Source organism: Acidovorax sp. GW823-FHT01C06 (genome assembly GCF_058798375.1).
In genome coordinates this window covers 306,211-320,401 of the sequence record NZ_JBXAKN010000005.1, presented here as the reverse complement: position 1 = coordinate 320,401, position 14,191 = coordinate 306,211, and the positions used below count along the sequence as shown (strand labels likewise).

The following is a 14,191-nucleotide window of genomic DNA, read 5'->3' as shown; positions in this document are numbered from 1 at the left end:
GTGAAAGTAGGTCATCGTCAGGCTCTTACAGCCCAGAAAACCCCAGTCAGCAATGACTGGGGTTTTTTGCTTTGGGGAACGGCGAAAAGCACGTTGTGGGCAGTGCGTCTTCCGTGACACCACTGGCGTTTATCGAAGCTAAGCCCGGCAGGCGCGGGCGGTACACCCCGAGGGATCGAGGGAAGGGCCTGCGCGAAAGCCCGGTGGCTCAACCGCCTTGCCGCTGTCCGTCCACGAACACCAGCAGTTCTTCCTTGCCGAAGGCCGTCCACTCCTCATTGGTGGTGAGGGGGGCCGTCACGATCACGGCCACGCGGTCCGTGGCCGTGGTCCGGGTGGCGAAGTCGATGCGCACGTCCTCGTCCGACAACTGTGCCTCGCTGAACGGGTGTTTGCGCTCGATGTAGTACAGCCCTGTGGATGCATGGGCCCACAGCGCCTGGCCGTTGGAGAGCAGGAAATTGAAGGTGCCATGCGGTGCGATGCGCGCGGCCAGCTCTTTCAAGGTGATGGTCAGTTCGGCAATGCTGGGCACGCTGGCATGGGACTTGGCCAGCTCCTGCATGATCCAGCAGAAGGCGTGCTCGCTGTCGGTATCCCCCACCGGATGGAAATGCGCATGCAGGCGGGGGCGGAAGTCCTTCAAGTCACCGTTGTGGGCGAACACCCAGTACCGGCCCCACAGCTCGCGCACGAAGGGGTGGCAGTTCTGCAGGCTCACCACACCCTGGGTGGCCTTGCGGATGTGCGCGATCACGTTGCGGCTCTGGATGGGGTAGCGGCGGATCAACTCCGCCACGGGCGAATTCACGGCGGGCAGATGGTCCACGAAGTGCCGCAGTCCCCGGTCTTCGAAAAAGGCGATGCCCCAGCCGTCGGCATGGTCGGCCGTGTTGCCGCCGCGCTGTGCGAAACCGGTGAAGCTGAAGGTCACGTCGGTCGGCGTGTTGCAGTTCATACCGAGCAGTTGGCACATGGTCGAGCGAAGTCCGGATCAATCGGCCATCAGGCCGGGGGTGAAGGGGAGGATGTATCGGCCGGCGCCGCAGGTGCTTCGCGCAGCTGCCACGCGGCCACCAGGGCCAGCAGGCACAGCGCGGTCAGCATCAGAAAGGTCTCGCCAAAGGCGTCGATGCGGGCTGTGTTGCTCGCACCCGAGGTCAGCGACGCACCATGCGCCCCCAGGCGCCACTCCAGCACGATACCGCACAGGCTCACGCCGGCGGCCCCGCCGAGCATGCGCAGGAAGCCGATGGCGCTCGATCCCTGCGAGATCAGCGACTTGTCCAGCGGCCGCATGGCCCCCAGGTTGAGCGACGGCAGGATGAAGCCGAGTCCGATGCGGCCCAGGATCGCAAAAGCCACCAGCATCCACAGTGCGGAGCCCAGGCCCACCAGCACCATGAGCCCGAACGACAGGGCCAGCAGGGCCAGGCCGATGCTCACCAGCAGGTGCGTGGGCTGCCTGTCGGCCAGCCGTCCCACCAGGGCGATGGTGATGGCCAGCACGAAGCCCGCGGGCAGCATGATGGTGCCCACGTGCGAGGCCGAGAGCGACAACCCCAGTTGCATGAACACCGGCAACAGGTAGGTGGAGCCGAACAGCGCCGTGCCATAGATGAACGCCACGATGCTGCCCATGGCGAACTGCCGGTACTGGAACAACCGCAAATCCATCAGCGGCTTGCGCCCCTGCCGCAGCTGCCGGCGTTGCCAGCCGATGAAGAGGCCCGTGGCGACCACGGCACCGGCCAGCAACAGGATGGCCTCCGATGCGGTGCCCCCATGCAGTGCCACCAGCCCATTGAGCAGGCACAGCGTCCCGGCCGTGCCCAGCGCCAGGCCGCGCCAGTCGAGCGCCTCGCCCTGGCGGTTGGCGGCCACGCCGCCCGGCGCGGTGACGGGCACGAATTTGTAGGCGAGCCAGAGGGAGGCCAGGCACAGCGGCACGACCATGAAGAAAATGGAGCGCCAGCCGAACCAGTCGACCAGCAGGCCGCCGATGCTCGGTCCGATGGCGGGCGCCAGCACCACGCCCATGCCGAAGATGCCGCTGGCGCGGCCTTGCTCGTGGGGCTGGAAGGCGTAGAGGATGATGACGGCGGGAATGGGCTGCACGACCCCGGCCGCCAGCCCCTCGGCCACCCGGGCGGCCAGCACCAGGCCGAAATCACGGGCCAGCCCGCCGCCGATGCCGCCGGCCAGCAGCAGGAGCATGGCGCCCACATAGGTGGCGCGGTAGCCATAGCGGGACAGGAGCCACGGCGTGGTCAGCATCGAGACCGTGGTGGCCACCATGAAGCCCGAGGTGACCCATTGGGCGCGCTCCTGGCCCAGGGTGAAGTAGTGGCTCATGTCGGGGATGGCCACGTTCACGATGGTCGACGACATGATCGACGCCATCGTGCCGACCATGACGGACAGCAGCAGCAGCCAGCGGTAACGTTCGCCATGGCGTTCGCGCAGGGCGGCGAGGGAACCAGAAGAAGGCTGTGTTGTCATGGATCGGTGGGCTGGCGTTCAGTTGCGAAGAAGCACGGGCTCTTCAGTGGGCTGGCGCAGTCCCAGGCCAGCGCAGTCAGGGACGGGCCGCCCCGCACCGAGGACCGGGCCCTCCCTTTTTCGGATTGCTGCAAAGCAATTCGAGAGCAGGGGGAAGGCGCCCAGTGCCTCGGGGGGATAGTCAGCTCCTCTCCGACCAGAGCTTGCCGCCCGTGGCCCAGTTCTCCCGCTTGACGTCGGTGATCAGGATGTCCACCGACTCGGGCGAACCGCCGAGCACCTCGACGGAGACGCGGGTGATCTCTTCCACCAGCTTGCGCTTTTGCTCGACCGTGCGGCCTTCCATCATTTCGACGTGGTACGTGGGCATATCAGCCTCCTTGGAGATAGTTGCAGAAAACAAAAGCGGAAATCATATCGGCGCCGGCGCGTCCGCAGAGGCGCCGGGCTGGGGCGCCGGTGGAGCGCCCCGCGCGCCGCACGCAGGACAGATACACACCTGGCCCCGTGCTCGGGCCGGCAGCGCCGCCAGCGCTTCCGGGTTGATCACCCGCGCCATGCACCAGCAGCTCTCGGCGGGCTGGCCCGCCGCGATGGCGCACTGGTTCGGCTGGCCGCACAGGGGGCAGCTGGAGGAGGAGGAGGAAGACGGCGCAGCGGATGGCGGGGCACTGGAGGGCGGCATGATGGCGGGCGGCACGCGCCCGCTGTGGATGGGAGGCGGCTGCGGGCCCAGTGTAAGGCGCCTGCGGCGTCCCGTCTTCCGCGCAGCGGGAAAGCCTGGGCGCTGGTGCCATGCGCGGCGGGCGGTCCGTGCCGCGCACCACTGGCACGTGGCCCGCCGCAGCCAGGGCAATCCATAAAAAAACAGCTGCCAGCGCTTGATGGGAAGGCGCTGGCAGCTATCAATAGGTGAGCGTGGCGCGCTTTGCGCGGCGTTCCCGGAATCAGGTGGCCTGTGCGGCCTTGAGCTTCAGGCGCCAGGCATGCAGCAGGGGTTCGGTGTAGCCGCTGGGCTGCTCCTGGCCCTTGAAGACCAGGTCGCAGGCGGCCTGGTAGGCCATGCTGGTGGCGAAGTGGCCCGCCATCGGCTGGTACAGCGGGTCGCCCGCGTTCTGGCCGTCCACCACCGCGGCCATGCGCTCGAAGGTCTCGCGCACCTGCGCTTCGGTCACCACGCCGTGCAGCAGCCAGTTGGCCATGTGCTGGCTGCTGATGCGCAGCGTGGCACGGTCTTCCATCAGGCCCACGTTGTGGATGTCGGGCACCTTGGAGCAGCCCACGCCCTGGTCCACCCAGCGCACCACATAGCCCAGGATGCCCTGGGCGTTGTTGTCCAGCTCCTGCTGCTTCTCGGCGTCGCTCCAGTTGGGGGCGGCTGCCACGGGCACGGTGAGCAGGCCGGTCAGCAGGTTGTCGCGCTCGGCGTTCACGTCGGTCTTCTCCAGGCCGATCTGGATCTCGGCCACGTTGACCTGGTGGTAGTGCAGCGCGTGCAGCGTCGCGCCGGTAGGGCTGGGTACCCAGGCGGTGTTGGCGCCGGCCTTGGGGTGGGCGATCTTTTGCTTGAGCATCTCGGCCATCAGGTCGGGCATGGCCCACATGCCCTTGCCGATCTGTGCCTTGCCGCGCAGGCCGCAGGAGAGGCCCACCAGCACGTTGTTCTTCTCGTACGACTGGATCCAGGCGCTGGTCTTCATGTCGCCCTTGCGCACCATGGGGCCGGCGTGCATGGCGGTGTGCATCTCGTCGCCGGTGCGGTCCAGGAAGCCGGTGTTGATGAACGCCACGCGCGCCGATGCGGCGGCGATGCAGGCCTTGAGGTTGACGGAGGTGCGGCGCTCTTCGTCCATGATGCCCAGCTTGACCGTGCTGTCGGGCAGGCCCAGCAGCTTCTCGACGCGGCCAAACAGCTCGGCGGCAAAGCCCACCTCAGCCGGGCCGTGCATCTTGGGCTTGACGATGTAGACGCTGCCCTTGCGGGAGTTGCGGATACCGTTCGCGCCGTGGCCTTGCAGGTCGTGCAATGCGATGGCCGTTGTGACCACTGCATCCATGATGCCTTCTGGGATCTCGCGCTGCGCGCCCTGCGCGTCGGTCCAGAGAATGGCCGGGTTGGTCATCAGGTGGCCCACGTTGCGCAGGAACATGAGCGAGCGGCCGTGCAGGCGCACCTCGCCACCTTGCGGGCCCGTATAGATGCGGTCAGGGTTCAGCCCGCGCGTGATGGTCTTGCCGCCCTTGGCGACCTGCTCGGTCAGCGTGGCCTGGATGATGCCCAGCCAGTTGCTGTAGCCCAGCACCTTGTCCTCGGCGTCCACGGCGGCCACGGAATCTTCCAGGTCCAGGATGGTGGAGAGCGCGGCTTCCAGCACCAGGTCGCTCACGCCCGCGGCATCGGTCTGGCCGATGGGCGTTGCGCGGTCGATCTGGATGTCGAGGTGCAGGCCGTTGTGCTGCAGCAGCACCGACGAAGGTGCCGCGGCGTTGCCCTGGTAGCCCTTGAACTGCGAGGCGTCCTTCAGGCCCGTGGTGCTCCCGTTGGCGAACGCGACGACCAGCTGGCCGCCTTCCACCTTGTAGCCCGTCGAATCCTTGTGCGAACCCGCAGCCAGCGGCGCGGTGTCGTCCAGCACCTGGCGCGCGAACGCGATCACCTTGGCGCCGCGCACGGGGTTGTAGCCCTTGCCCTTTTCGGCGCCGCCTTCTTCGCTGATGGCGTCCGTGCCGTACAGCGCGTCATACAGGCTGCCCCAGCGCGCGTTGGCGGCGTTCAGCGCGTAGCGGGCGTTCAGGATGGGCACCACCAGCTGCGGGCCGGCCTGCGTGGCCAGCTCGTCGTCCACATTGGCGGTGGTGGCCTTCACATCGGCGGGCTGGGGCACCAGGTAGCCGATCTTTTCCAGGAAACCACGGTAGGCCACCATGTCCTTGATGGGACCGGGGTTGGCCTTGTGCCAGGTGTCCAGCTCGGTCTGCAGGCGGTCGCGCTCGGCCAGCAGGGCGATGTTGCGCGGGGCCAGGTCGGCCACGATGGCGTCAAAGCCCTTCCAGAAGGCGGCGGCATCGACACCCGTGCCGGGCAGCACCTTGTCTTCGACAAAGCGGTACAGGGAGGTGGCCACTTGCAGGCCGTGGACTAAGGTGCGATCGGTCATGGGGTGCCTAGAAAGTTGTGCAAACGTGGATCAATGAAAAAGAAAACGGGACCTGTATGAGCAGGCCATGGGCAGACTGTATTGCAAATATTTGCCCACATAAATACGCTGAAAATCTCTAAACCAGTGACTTTTACGCACAACTGGTGGCCGTCCGTAGTCGCCCGGAATGGTGCTTTGGCCGGTTACCCACTACGCTGCGCACACAACAAACCCACCGGGAGACAAACCCATGCAGGCACCCCTGGCCGCTGGCGCGCTGAACGCAGCCTACAAGAACAAGATCGTCAGCGCCGCCGACGCGGTGTTGCTCATCCACGATGGCGACACCGTGGCCACGGGCGGCTTCGTCGGCATCGGCTTTGCCGAGAGCATCGCCGTGGCGCTCGCCCAGCGCTGGGAGGCCACACAGACCCCGCGCGACCTCACCCTGGTCTACGCCGCAGGCCAGGGCGATGGCAAGCAGCGCGGCCTCAACCACCTGGGCCACGCGGGCCTGCTCAGGCGCGTGATCGGCGGGCACTGGAGCCTGGTGCCGCGCATCCAGAAGCTCGCGGTGGACAACCAGATCGAGGCCTGGAACCTGCCGCAGGGCGTGATCACGCACCTGTTCCGCGACATCGCCGCGGGCAAGCCCGGCACGCTCACGCGCGTGGGCCTCGACACCTTCGTGGACCCGCGCCATGGCGGCGGCAAGCTCAACGCGCGCACCACCGAAGACCTGGTGCGCATCCTGCCCATCGACGGGCAGGACTACCTGTTCTACAAGGCCTTCCCGATCCACGTCGGCATCATCCGCGCGACGACGGCCGACGCAGACGGCAACCTCACCATGGAGCGCGAGGCGCTCACGCTCGAAGCGCTGGCCATCGCCATGGCCGCGCGCAACTCGGGCGGCGTGGTCATCGCGCAGGTCGAGCGCATCGCCGAGCGCGGCACGCTCAACCCCCGGCAGGTGAAGGTGCCCGGCGTGCTGGTGGACGCCGTGGTGCTGGCCACCGAGCCCGCGCACCACCACCAGACCTTTGCCGAGCCCTACAGCGCCGCGTTCGCGGGCGAATTGCGCGTGCCCGTGGACACGCTGGAGGCCATGCCCCTGACCGAGCGCAAGATCATCGCCCGCCGCGCGGCGCTGGAGCTGCGCCCGCACCAGGTGGTGAACCTGGGGATCGGCATGCCCGAGGGCGTGGCCAACGTGGCGGCCGAGGAGCGCATCATCGACCTGGTCACGCTCACGGCCGAGCCCGGCGTGATCGGCGGCATCCCCGCCGGGGGCCTGAACTTCGGCGCGGCCGTGAACCCGCAGGCCATCATCGACCAGCCCAACCAGTTCGACTTCTACGACGGCGGCGGCCTGGACATCGCCATCCTGGGCCTGGCGCAGGCCGACCAGCACGGCAACCTCAACGTGAGCAAGTTCGGGCCGCGCCTGGCGGGTGCGGGCGGCTTCATCAACATCAGCCAGAACGCCAAGACCGTGGTGTTCGTCGGCACCTTCACGGCGGGGGCGCTGCAGGTCGAGGCGGTCGACGGCCACCTGCACATCCTGCACGAAGGCGGCGCGCGCAAGCTGGTGCGCGAGGTCGAGCACCGCACCTTCAGCGGCGCCGAGGCGCTGCGGCGCGGCCAGCGTGTGCTGTACGTCACCGAGCGCTGCGTGTTCCGCCTGGTGCCCTCGGGCGAGGAGGGCGGCAGCGGCGCGCTGGAGCTGATCGAGCTGGCGCCCGGCATCGACCTGCACCGCGACGTGCTCGCCCACATGGCCTTCACGCCGCGCATCAGCCCGGGCCTGCAGGCCATGGACATGCGCCTGTTCGAGCCCGGCCCGCTGGGCCTGCGCGAGCAGCTGCTCAACCGCCCGCTGGTGCAGCGCTTCGAGCTCGACGCCGCGCGCAGGCTGCTGCACATCGACTTCTCGGGCCTGCAGATCAACACGGCCACCACCATCGACGCCATCGAGCACGAGGTGCGCCGCCTGCTGGCACCGCTTGCTGCCCAGGGCGAGCGCGTGGAGGTCATCGTGAACTACGACCACTTCACCATCGCGCCCGACCTGGCGGATGCCTACACCGCCATGGTGCAGGGGCTCACGCGCGACCACTACGCGGACGTCAAGCGGTATGGCACGGTGGGTTTCCTCAAGTCGCGCCTGTTCTGATTGCTATAAAAACAATAGCTATTGGCGCAATGCCACCGGGCGCTGGACGCTGTTTTTGCTTCAAGGCCGGGGGCGTAAGGCCCGTGCGGCGCCGGGCTTGCACGCCCTCGGATGTCTCCATAATCACTGCCCATGGACAAACTCAAGGCCTTCGAATCCTTTGTGTCGGTGGCTACGCGCGGCAGCCTCACGGCCGCCGCCAAGGCCGAGGGCGTGGCGCCCGCCATCATGGGGCGGCGGCTCGACGCGCTGGAAGAGCACCTGGGCGTGAAGCTGCTGGTGCGCACCACGCGGCGCATCAGCCTCACGCACGAGGGCAGCGCGTTCCTGGAAGACTGCCAGCGCCTGCTGTCCGACGTGGCCAATGCCGAGGCCAGCGTGTCGGAAGGCGGGGTCAAGGCCACGGGCCATTTGCGCATCACCGCGCCCGCCGGTTTTGGCCGCCGCCATGTGGCGCCGCTGGTGCCGCGTTTTCGCTCGGCGCACCCGGACGTGACCATCTCGCTGAACCTCAGCGACCGCGTGGTGGACCTCGCGGGAGAAGGCTTCGACTGCGCCGTGCGCGTGGGCGACCTGCCCGACTCGTCGCTGGTGAGCGTTCGCATCGCCGACAACCGCCGCCTGTGCGTGGCCACGCCCGAATACCTGGCCCGGCGCGGCACGCCGCGCGCGCCGGCCGAACTCGTGCAGCACGACTGCCTCACGCTCTCCAGCGACGCATCGCAGACGCGCGGCTGGGCGTTCCGGGTGCCCCTTGCGGATGGCGCCACGGAGGTCATGCATCTGAAGCCCGGCGGGCCGCTCGACTGCTCCGACGGCCAGGTGCTGCACGACTGGTGCCTGGGCGGCTGGGGCATCGCCTGGCGCAGCACCTGGGAGGTCGAGGCCGAGATCGCCGCTGGTCGCCTGGTCGCGGTGCTGGAGGACTTCGCCGCGCCGCCCAACGGCATCTATGTGGTGTTCCCCCAGCGCAAGCACCTGCCGCTGCGCGTGCGGCTGTGGATCGACTTCCTGAAACACCAGTACGCGCAGCCCGCGTTCTGGAAAGGCGAATGACTTCCCCTGAGCCGCTGCGCGCCTTCCTCCGACGCGAAGCGGGATGCCTCCGGGGGCCAAGCCGGTTCCACGGTAGCGCTGGCCTTGGCGCGCCCCATGCGTTGGCCCGCTCCGTGCGACGGGTGGTGCTGATGGACCGCCCCGTGGCAGACTGCGCACTCCATGGCCGAGCCCACGCTTCTCGTCGCTGACGACCACCCGCTGTTCCGCGCCGCCGTGCTGCACGTGCTGCATGAGCGTCTGCCGCAGTTCCGCACGCTGGAGGCGGCCAGCGCCGCCACGCTGGGCACGGCGCTGCAGGAGCACCCCGAGGTGGAGCTGGTGCTGCTGGACCTGAGCATGCCCGGCGCGCGCGGCTTCTCCTCGCTGCTGCACGTGCGCGGCGAGTACCCCGAGCTGCCGGTGGTCATCATCTCGTCCAACGACCACCCGCGCGTGATCCGCCGCGCGCAGCAGTTCGGCGCGGCCGGTTTCATCCCCAAATCCGCGCCGGCCGAGGCCATGGGCGAGGCCATCGAGGCCGTGCTCGACGGCGGCAGCTGGTTCCCGCCCATGGCGGCCGAGCGCTCCGAGGCCGACGCCGAGCTGGCCGCGCGGCTCGCGCAGCTCACGCCCCAGCAGTTCCGCGTGCTGCTGTGCCTGGCCGACGGCCTGCTCAACAAGCAGATCGCCGCCGCGCTGGGCCTGGCGGAGAACACCGTGAAGGTGCATGTCACGGCCATCCTGAAAAAGCTCGCGTGCTACAGCCGCACGCAGGCGGCGGTGCTGGTGAAAAGCCTGGAGACGGAAGACGGCGTGTCTTCCTGAGGTCGGGATCTGAATCAAAACGGCCGCTGTCGCCTATTCATCAAGCGCTGGCAGCTACTAAAAGCGTAGCGACGAGCGCAGCCTCCCCAACCGGGCGCAGCACCATGTGCGAGACGCCGTGCGAGGGCCGCCAGCACACGGTGCCTGCACTGGCGCCGTCCCCCTTCCCGTAGCGCGCAGCGCGCAGAGAGAAAGAAGGAGGAAGCCACGCAGCGGCTCAGGGGGATGCTCCCTGTCTCAGCAGCGTCTGGCTCACCAGCGCCCGCAGCGCCGGCGCCCGCACCGGCTTGGCCAGAAAGCCCCAGCCGCGTTCGGCCGCCTGCCGGCGCAGCGTGGCGTCGTGCTCGGCGGTGACCAGGATCACCGCGGGGGCCTGGCCCCAGCGTTCGCACAGCTGGGCGTAGACATCGGGGCCATGGTGGCGAGCGCCCAGGTGCACGTCCAGCAGCACCAGCTGCGGCGCCTGGCCGCGTTCGGCCTGGGCCAGCGCCTCGGGCGCGCCGCCGGCCAGCGGCACCTGGCAGCCCCAGCGCTCCAGCAGGGCACGTGTCGCGGCGCAGGTGGGGCCGTCGTCCTCGATCACCCAGGCGCTGCTGCCCTGCAGCGGGGCGTCTTCCTGCGGCTGCCGTGGAGCGGCCGTGGCGGCGGCGGCTGGCTGTTGCCGCGCGGCGGCGGGGTCGCCCAGCGGCACGCGCACCCAGAACACACTGCCGCGCCCCAGCTGCGAGCGCAGCCCGATCTCGTGCCCCAGCAGGCGGCCCAGGCGCTCGACGATGGCCAGGCCCAGGCCCGCGCCCCGGTCGTCGGCGCGGCCTTCGTCCAGGCGGCGGAACTCCTCGAAGATCTCGCGCTGCAGCGCCTCGGGGATGCCCGGGCCCTGGTCGTGCACCTCGATGCGCAGGTGGTCACCGGCCCTGCGGCAGCCCACCACGATGCGCCCCTGCCGGCTGTAGCGGATGGCGTTGGAGACGAAGTTCTGCAGGATGCGGCGCAGCAGGTTCTCGTCGGTGCGCACCACGGCGCGCGTGGGCACGCAGCGGAGCTTCAGGCCCTGGCCCTCGGCCAGCACGCCGAAGTTGTGGGCCAGCACCTGCAGCAGCGGGCCCAGGGCCACGTCGTGGATGTGCACGTCCAGTTGCCCCGACTCCATGCGCGAGATATCGAGCAGGCTGCTCAGGATCGCGTCCTGCGAAGCGAGCGCGCCGTCGATGCTGTCCACCGTGCGCCGCTCGGCGTCGTCCTGCAGGTGGCTGCGCAGCAGCGAGGTGAACATGCGCGCGGCGTTCAGCGGCTGCAGCAGGTCGTGCACGGCGGCCGCGACGAAGCGGGTCTTGTAGCGGTTGGCGCGCTCGGCCTCGCGCCGCGCGGCGTCCAGGTCGCGCGTGCGGTCGGCCACGCGCTGCTCCAGCGCATCGGCCAGGCTGCGCAGTTCGCGTGCGGCGTTCTTGTAGCTGGTGATGTCGGCATAGCTGGTCACGAAGCCGCCTTCGGGCAGCGGGTTGCCGCGGATCTCGAGCACCGTGCCATCGCCCTTGGCGCTCTCGTGCAGATGGGGCAGGCCGCTGCGCAGGTGCGACAGGCGCCGCTCGATCGCCTCGTCGGCCGGGCCGGGGCCCAGCAAGCCGCGGCGCGCGTTGTGGCGCAGCAGGTCCGCGATGGGCTGGCCCACGCGCATCAGGTCGGCGGGGTAGCGAAACAGCTGCACGTAGCGCGAGTTCCAGGCCACGAGGTTCAGGTCGGCATCGATGATGACCACGCCCTGGGGCAGGTGCTCCAGGCTGCGCGAGAGGCCCGTGTCGGTCTGCTGGGCGGCCTGCTGCGCCGCCTGCACGATGCCGTCCTGGGCGGTGCGCAGCTCCTGCGCGTGCTGCTGCAGCACGGTCTCCAGCTCCTGGCGGCTGCGCTGGCGCAGGTTCGCCAGGCGCTGCCGCTGGCGCACGAACAGCACCAGCAGGGCCAGTGCCAGCCACCCGCCGCCGCCGGCCGCCGCGGCCCAGCGGCTGTCGGCGATGCTGCTGTGCGTGTCGTGCACCAGGTGCAGCTGCCAGGGCGTGCCGGGCAGCGGCTGGGTCTGCCACAGCACGCGGCCGGGCAGGGGCGGCAGGTCGGGCGACAACAGGCGCACCAGGCGGCCGCCGTTGTCCATGTGGTCGTCCACGCGCCAGGCCAGCGGGCGCAGCGGCTGGTTCGAATACTGGCGCGTGGCGTTGAGCTCGCGGCGCTCCTCGTCGCCCAGGGGCTCCAGCAGGCGGTAGCGCCACGCGTCCTGGCTGGCCAGGAACACCACGCCGTGCGCGTCGGAGGCCAGCACGATGTCCGGCGTCTGCAGCCACTCGCGCTCGAGCTCCTGCAGCGCGATCTTGATCGCCACCAGGCCCAGCGTGTGGCCGCTGGCGTCGCGGATGGCCTGCGACAGGAAGTAGCCCGGCTCGCCCGTGGTCACGCCGATGCCGTAGAAGCTGCCGCGCCCCTGCGCCAGCGCCTCCTGCACATACGGGCGAAAGCTGTAGTCCACCCCCACGTTGCTGGTGGTGGTGCGCCAGTTGCTGGCCGCCACGGCCAGCCCTTCGCGGTTGAGCAGGGTGAGCGTGGACGACTGGCTCGCGCCGTTGGCCTGCTCCAGCTTGAGGTTGAGCTGCTCCACCTCCGCCGGGCTCAGGGCGCGGGTCAGCGCATCCTGCAGCTGCGCGTCCAGCGCCAGCACCTCGGGCAGGGTGCGGTAGCGGTCGATGCGCTGGGCCAGCGTCTGGCCGTACAGGGTCAGCTGCTGCTGCACGCTGTCGCTCTCCTCGTGCAGCGAACGCTGCCACGCCCACTGCCCGGCCACGAACATGCTGCCCGCCATGCCGGTGAGGAGGATCAGCAGGGTCCAGAATTTGCGAAGGCGCGGCGTCGTCATGGGGCAGAAATCAGGGGGCCGGGAGCGTGCCCCGGGCTTGATGGTGAGGGCAGCGAGTGTGCCTCACCTCGCTGGCATCTAGGGGTTTTCCCTATATTGGGGCACGGGGCGCCCTCTGGCGGTGCCACCGACTAATACCAATAGGTTATCGGCTGAATCCGGGGGCGGCGGTACAAACGGCACCCTCGACGCACCCCGCTGGTGCAGTCACCGTGATTTCAGGAGACATCCCCATGCACGCCATTACCGCCCCCACCGCCCATCCCGTGCGGCTTCCCTTTTACCGGCAACTGTACTTCCAGGTGGTGGTCGCCATCGTCCTCGGGGTGCTGCTGGGCCACTTCGAGCCGGCCTACGGCGAGGCGCTCAAGCCGCTGGGCGACGCGTTCATCAAGCTGGTGAAGATGATCATCGCCCCGGTGATCTTCCTGACCATCGTGACCGGCATCGCGGGCATGTCGCAGCTCTCCACCGTGGGCCGCGTGTTCGGCAAGGCCATGGCGTACTTCCTGTTCTTCTCCACGCTGGCGCTGGTCGTCGGCCTGGTGGTGGCCAACGTGGTGCAGCCCGGCGCGGGCATGAACATCAACCCCGCCGACCTGGACCAGACGGCCGTGAAGACCTACGTGGCCAAGTCGCACGAGATGTCGCTCACCGGCTTCGCGATGGACATCATCCCCAAGACGCTGGTCAGCCCCTTCGTGGGCGACAACATCCTGCAGGTGCTGCTGGTGGCCGTGCTGTTCGGCATCGCGCTGGCCATGGTGGGCGAGGCCGGCCGCCCGGTGCAGAATTTTCTGGAAGCGCTGACCACGCCCGTGTTCAAGGTGGTGGGCATCGTGATGAAGGCCGCGCCCATCGGCGCGTTCGGCGCCATGGCCTTCACCATCGGCAAGTTCGGCCTGGGTTCGCTCGTCAACCTGGCCTGGCTGGTGGGCTCGTTCTACATCACCTCGCTGCTGTTCGTGGTGGTCATCCTGGGCTTCGTGGCCCGGCTGTGCGGCTTCTCGGTGCTCAAGCTGTGCCGCTACCTGAAGGCCGAGCTGATGCTGGTGCTGGGCACCTCGTCGTCCGAATCGGCCCTGCCGTCGCTGATGGAGAAGATGGAAAAGGCCGGCTGCAGCAAGTCGGTGGTGGGCCTCGTGGTGCCCACGGGCTACTCGTTCAACCTGGACGGCACCAACATCTACATGACGCTGGCCGCGCTGTTCATCGCCCAGGCCACCAACACCGAACTCTCGCTGGGCCACCAGGTGGCGCTGCTGCTGGTGGCCATGCTGTCGTCCAAGGGCGCGGCGGGCGTGACCGGCGCGGGCTTCATCACCCTGGCCGCCACCCTGGCCGTGGTGCCCGAGGTGCCGGTGGCCGGCATGGCGCTGATCCTGGGCGTGGACCGCTTCATGAGCGAGTGCCGCTCGCTGACCAACTTCATCGGCAACGCGGTGGCCACCGTGGTCGTCTCGCGCTGGGAAAACGCGCTGGACCACGAACGCCTGGACGCCGCGCTGAATGGCCATCCGCTGCCCGCCCCCGGGGTGGTGCCCGCCGCCGAGGTGCCCCTGGGCGCGGTGGCCCGCTCCGCGGCCTGATACGCCGCCACTCGCCGCCGCA

Annotated in this window: 10 protein-coding genes; 4 read left to right on the top strand and 6 right to left on the bottom strand. The window is 69.0% G+C overall.

Annotation, left to right across the window (positions count from 1 at the left end; genetic code table 11):
* Positions 1-208: 208 nt before the first annotated feature.
* The 5 genes from AC1RCS_RS13750 to AC1RCS_RS13730 form a co-directional block, all read right to left on the bottom strand.
* On the bottom strand, positions 209-976 hold the full coding sequence (locus tag AC1RCS_RS13750; protein ID WP_218296735.1) for a class II glutamine amidotransferase: 768 nt from the start codon (positions 974-976) through the stop codon (positions 209-211).
* Positions 977-1,005: 29 nt separating this feature from the next.
* Complete coding sequence (locus AC1RCS_RS13745; RefSeq protein ID WP_492245005.1) at positions 1,006-2,502, bottom strand: MFS transporter; 1,497 nt, start codon at positions 2,500-2,502, stop codon at positions 1,006-1,008.
* A gap of 181 nt (positions 2,503-2,683) precedes the next feature.
* A complete protein-coding gene (locus AC1RCS_RS13740; RefSeq protein WP_370627859.1) occupies positions 2,684-2,890 on the bottom strand; it encodes a 4-oxalocrotonate tautomerase in 207 nt (68 codons plus the stop codon).
* A 24-nt stretch (positions 2,891-2,914) separates the two neighbouring features.
* Entirely contained in the window at positions 2,915-3,187 is a 273-nt protein-coding gene (locus AC1RCS_RS13735; protein WP_492245006.1) for a cysteine-rich CWC family protein, read from the bottom strand.
* A gap of 262 nt (positions 3,188-3,449) precedes the next feature.
* A complete protein-coding gene (locus AC1RCS_RS13730; RefSeq protein ID WP_492245007.1) occupies positions 3,450-5,660 on the bottom strand; it encodes a malate synthase G in 2,211 nt (736 codons plus the stop codon).
* 232 nt (positions 5,661-5,892) lie between these two features.
* Between AC1RCS_RS13730 and AC1RCS_RS13725 the strand changes: the two genes are divergently transcribed.
* From AC1RCS_RS13725 to AC1RCS_RS13715, 3 genes are all read left to right on the top strand, one after another.
* Complete coding sequence (locus tag AC1RCS_RS13725; RefSeq protein WP_492245008.1) at positions 5,893-7,818, top strand: acyl CoA:acetate/3-ketoacid CoA transferase; 1,926 nt, start codon at positions 5,893-5,895, stop codon at positions 7,816-7,818.
* Positions 7,819-7,950: 132 nt separating this feature from the next.
* Positions 7,951-8,874, top strand: a complete 924-nt coding sequence (locus AC1RCS_RS13720) for a LysR family transcriptional regulator (RefSeq protein ID WP_218296741.1) — start codon at positions 7,951-7,953, stop codon at positions 8,872-8,874.
* Between the two features lie 162 nt (positions 8,875-9,036).
* On the top strand, positions 9,037-9,681 hold the full coding sequence (locus tag AC1RCS_RS13715) for a LuxR C-terminal-related transcriptional regulator (RefSeq protein ID WP_218296742.1): 645 nt from the start codon (positions 9,037-9,039) through the stop codon (positions 9,679-9,681).
* A gap of 217 nt (positions 9,682-9,898) precedes the next feature.
* Here AC1RCS_RS13715 and AC1RCS_RS13710 read toward each other — a convergent pair whose 3' ends face one another.
* The gene (locus tag AC1RCS_RS13710; RefSeq protein ID WP_492245009.1) at positions 9,899-12,580 is read right to left on the bottom strand and encodes a hybrid sensor histidine kinase/response regulator; all 2,682 of its coding nucleotides are present in this window, start codon (positions 12,578-12,580) and stop codon (positions 9,899-9,901) included.
* Positions 12,581-12,813: 233 nt separating this feature from the next.
* On the opposite strand from AC1RCS_RS13710, the gene AC1RCS_RS13705 reads away from it, so the two are divergent.
* Positions 12,814-14,169 (top strand): dicarboxylate/amino acid:cation symporter, encoded by a 1,356-nt coding sequence (locus tag AC1RCS_RS13705; RefSeq protein ID WP_218296744.1) that lies wholly within the window; start codon positions 12,814-12,816, stop codon positions 14,167-14,169.
* Positions 14,170-14,191 lie beyond the last annotated feature (22 nt).

Coding starts and splice junctions, on each gene's coding strand:
- AC1RCS_RS13750 (WP_218296735.1), bottom strand. CDS start 976: ATGTGCCAACTGCTCGGTATGAACTGCAACACGCCGACCGACGTGACC.
- AC1RCS_RS13745 (WP_492245005.1), bottom strand. CDS start 2,502: ATGACAACACAGCCTTCTTCTGGTTCCCTCGCCGCCCTGCGCGAACGC.
- AC1RCS_RS13735 (WP_492245006.1), bottom strand. CDS start 3,187: ATGCCGCCCTCCAGTGCCCCGCCATCCGCTGCGCCGTCTTCCTCCTCC.
- AC1RCS_RS13730 (WP_492245007.1), bottom strand. CDS start 5,660: ATGACCGATCGCACCTTAGTCCACGGCCTGCAAGTGGCCACCTCCCTG.
- AC1RCS_RS13725 (WP_492245008.1), top strand. CDS start 5,893: ATGCAGGCACCCCTGGCCGCTGGCGCGCTGAACGCAGCCTACAAGAAC.
- AC1RCS_RS13720 (WP_218296741.1), top strand. CDS start 7,951: ATGGACAAACTCAAGGCCTTCGAATCCTTTGTGTCGGTGGCTACGCGC.
- AC1RCS_RS13715 (WP_218296742.1), top strand. CDS start 9,037: ATGGCCGAGCCCACGCTTCTCGTCGCTGACGACCACCCGCTGTTCCGC.
- AC1RCS_RS13710 (WP_492245009.1), bottom strand. CDS start 12,580: ATGACGACGCCGCGCCTTCGCAAATTCTGGACCCTGCTGATCCTCCTC.
- AC1RCS_RS13705 (WP_218296744.1), top strand. CDS start 12,814: ATGCACGCCATTACCGCCCCCACCGCCCATCCCGTGCGGCTTCCCTTT.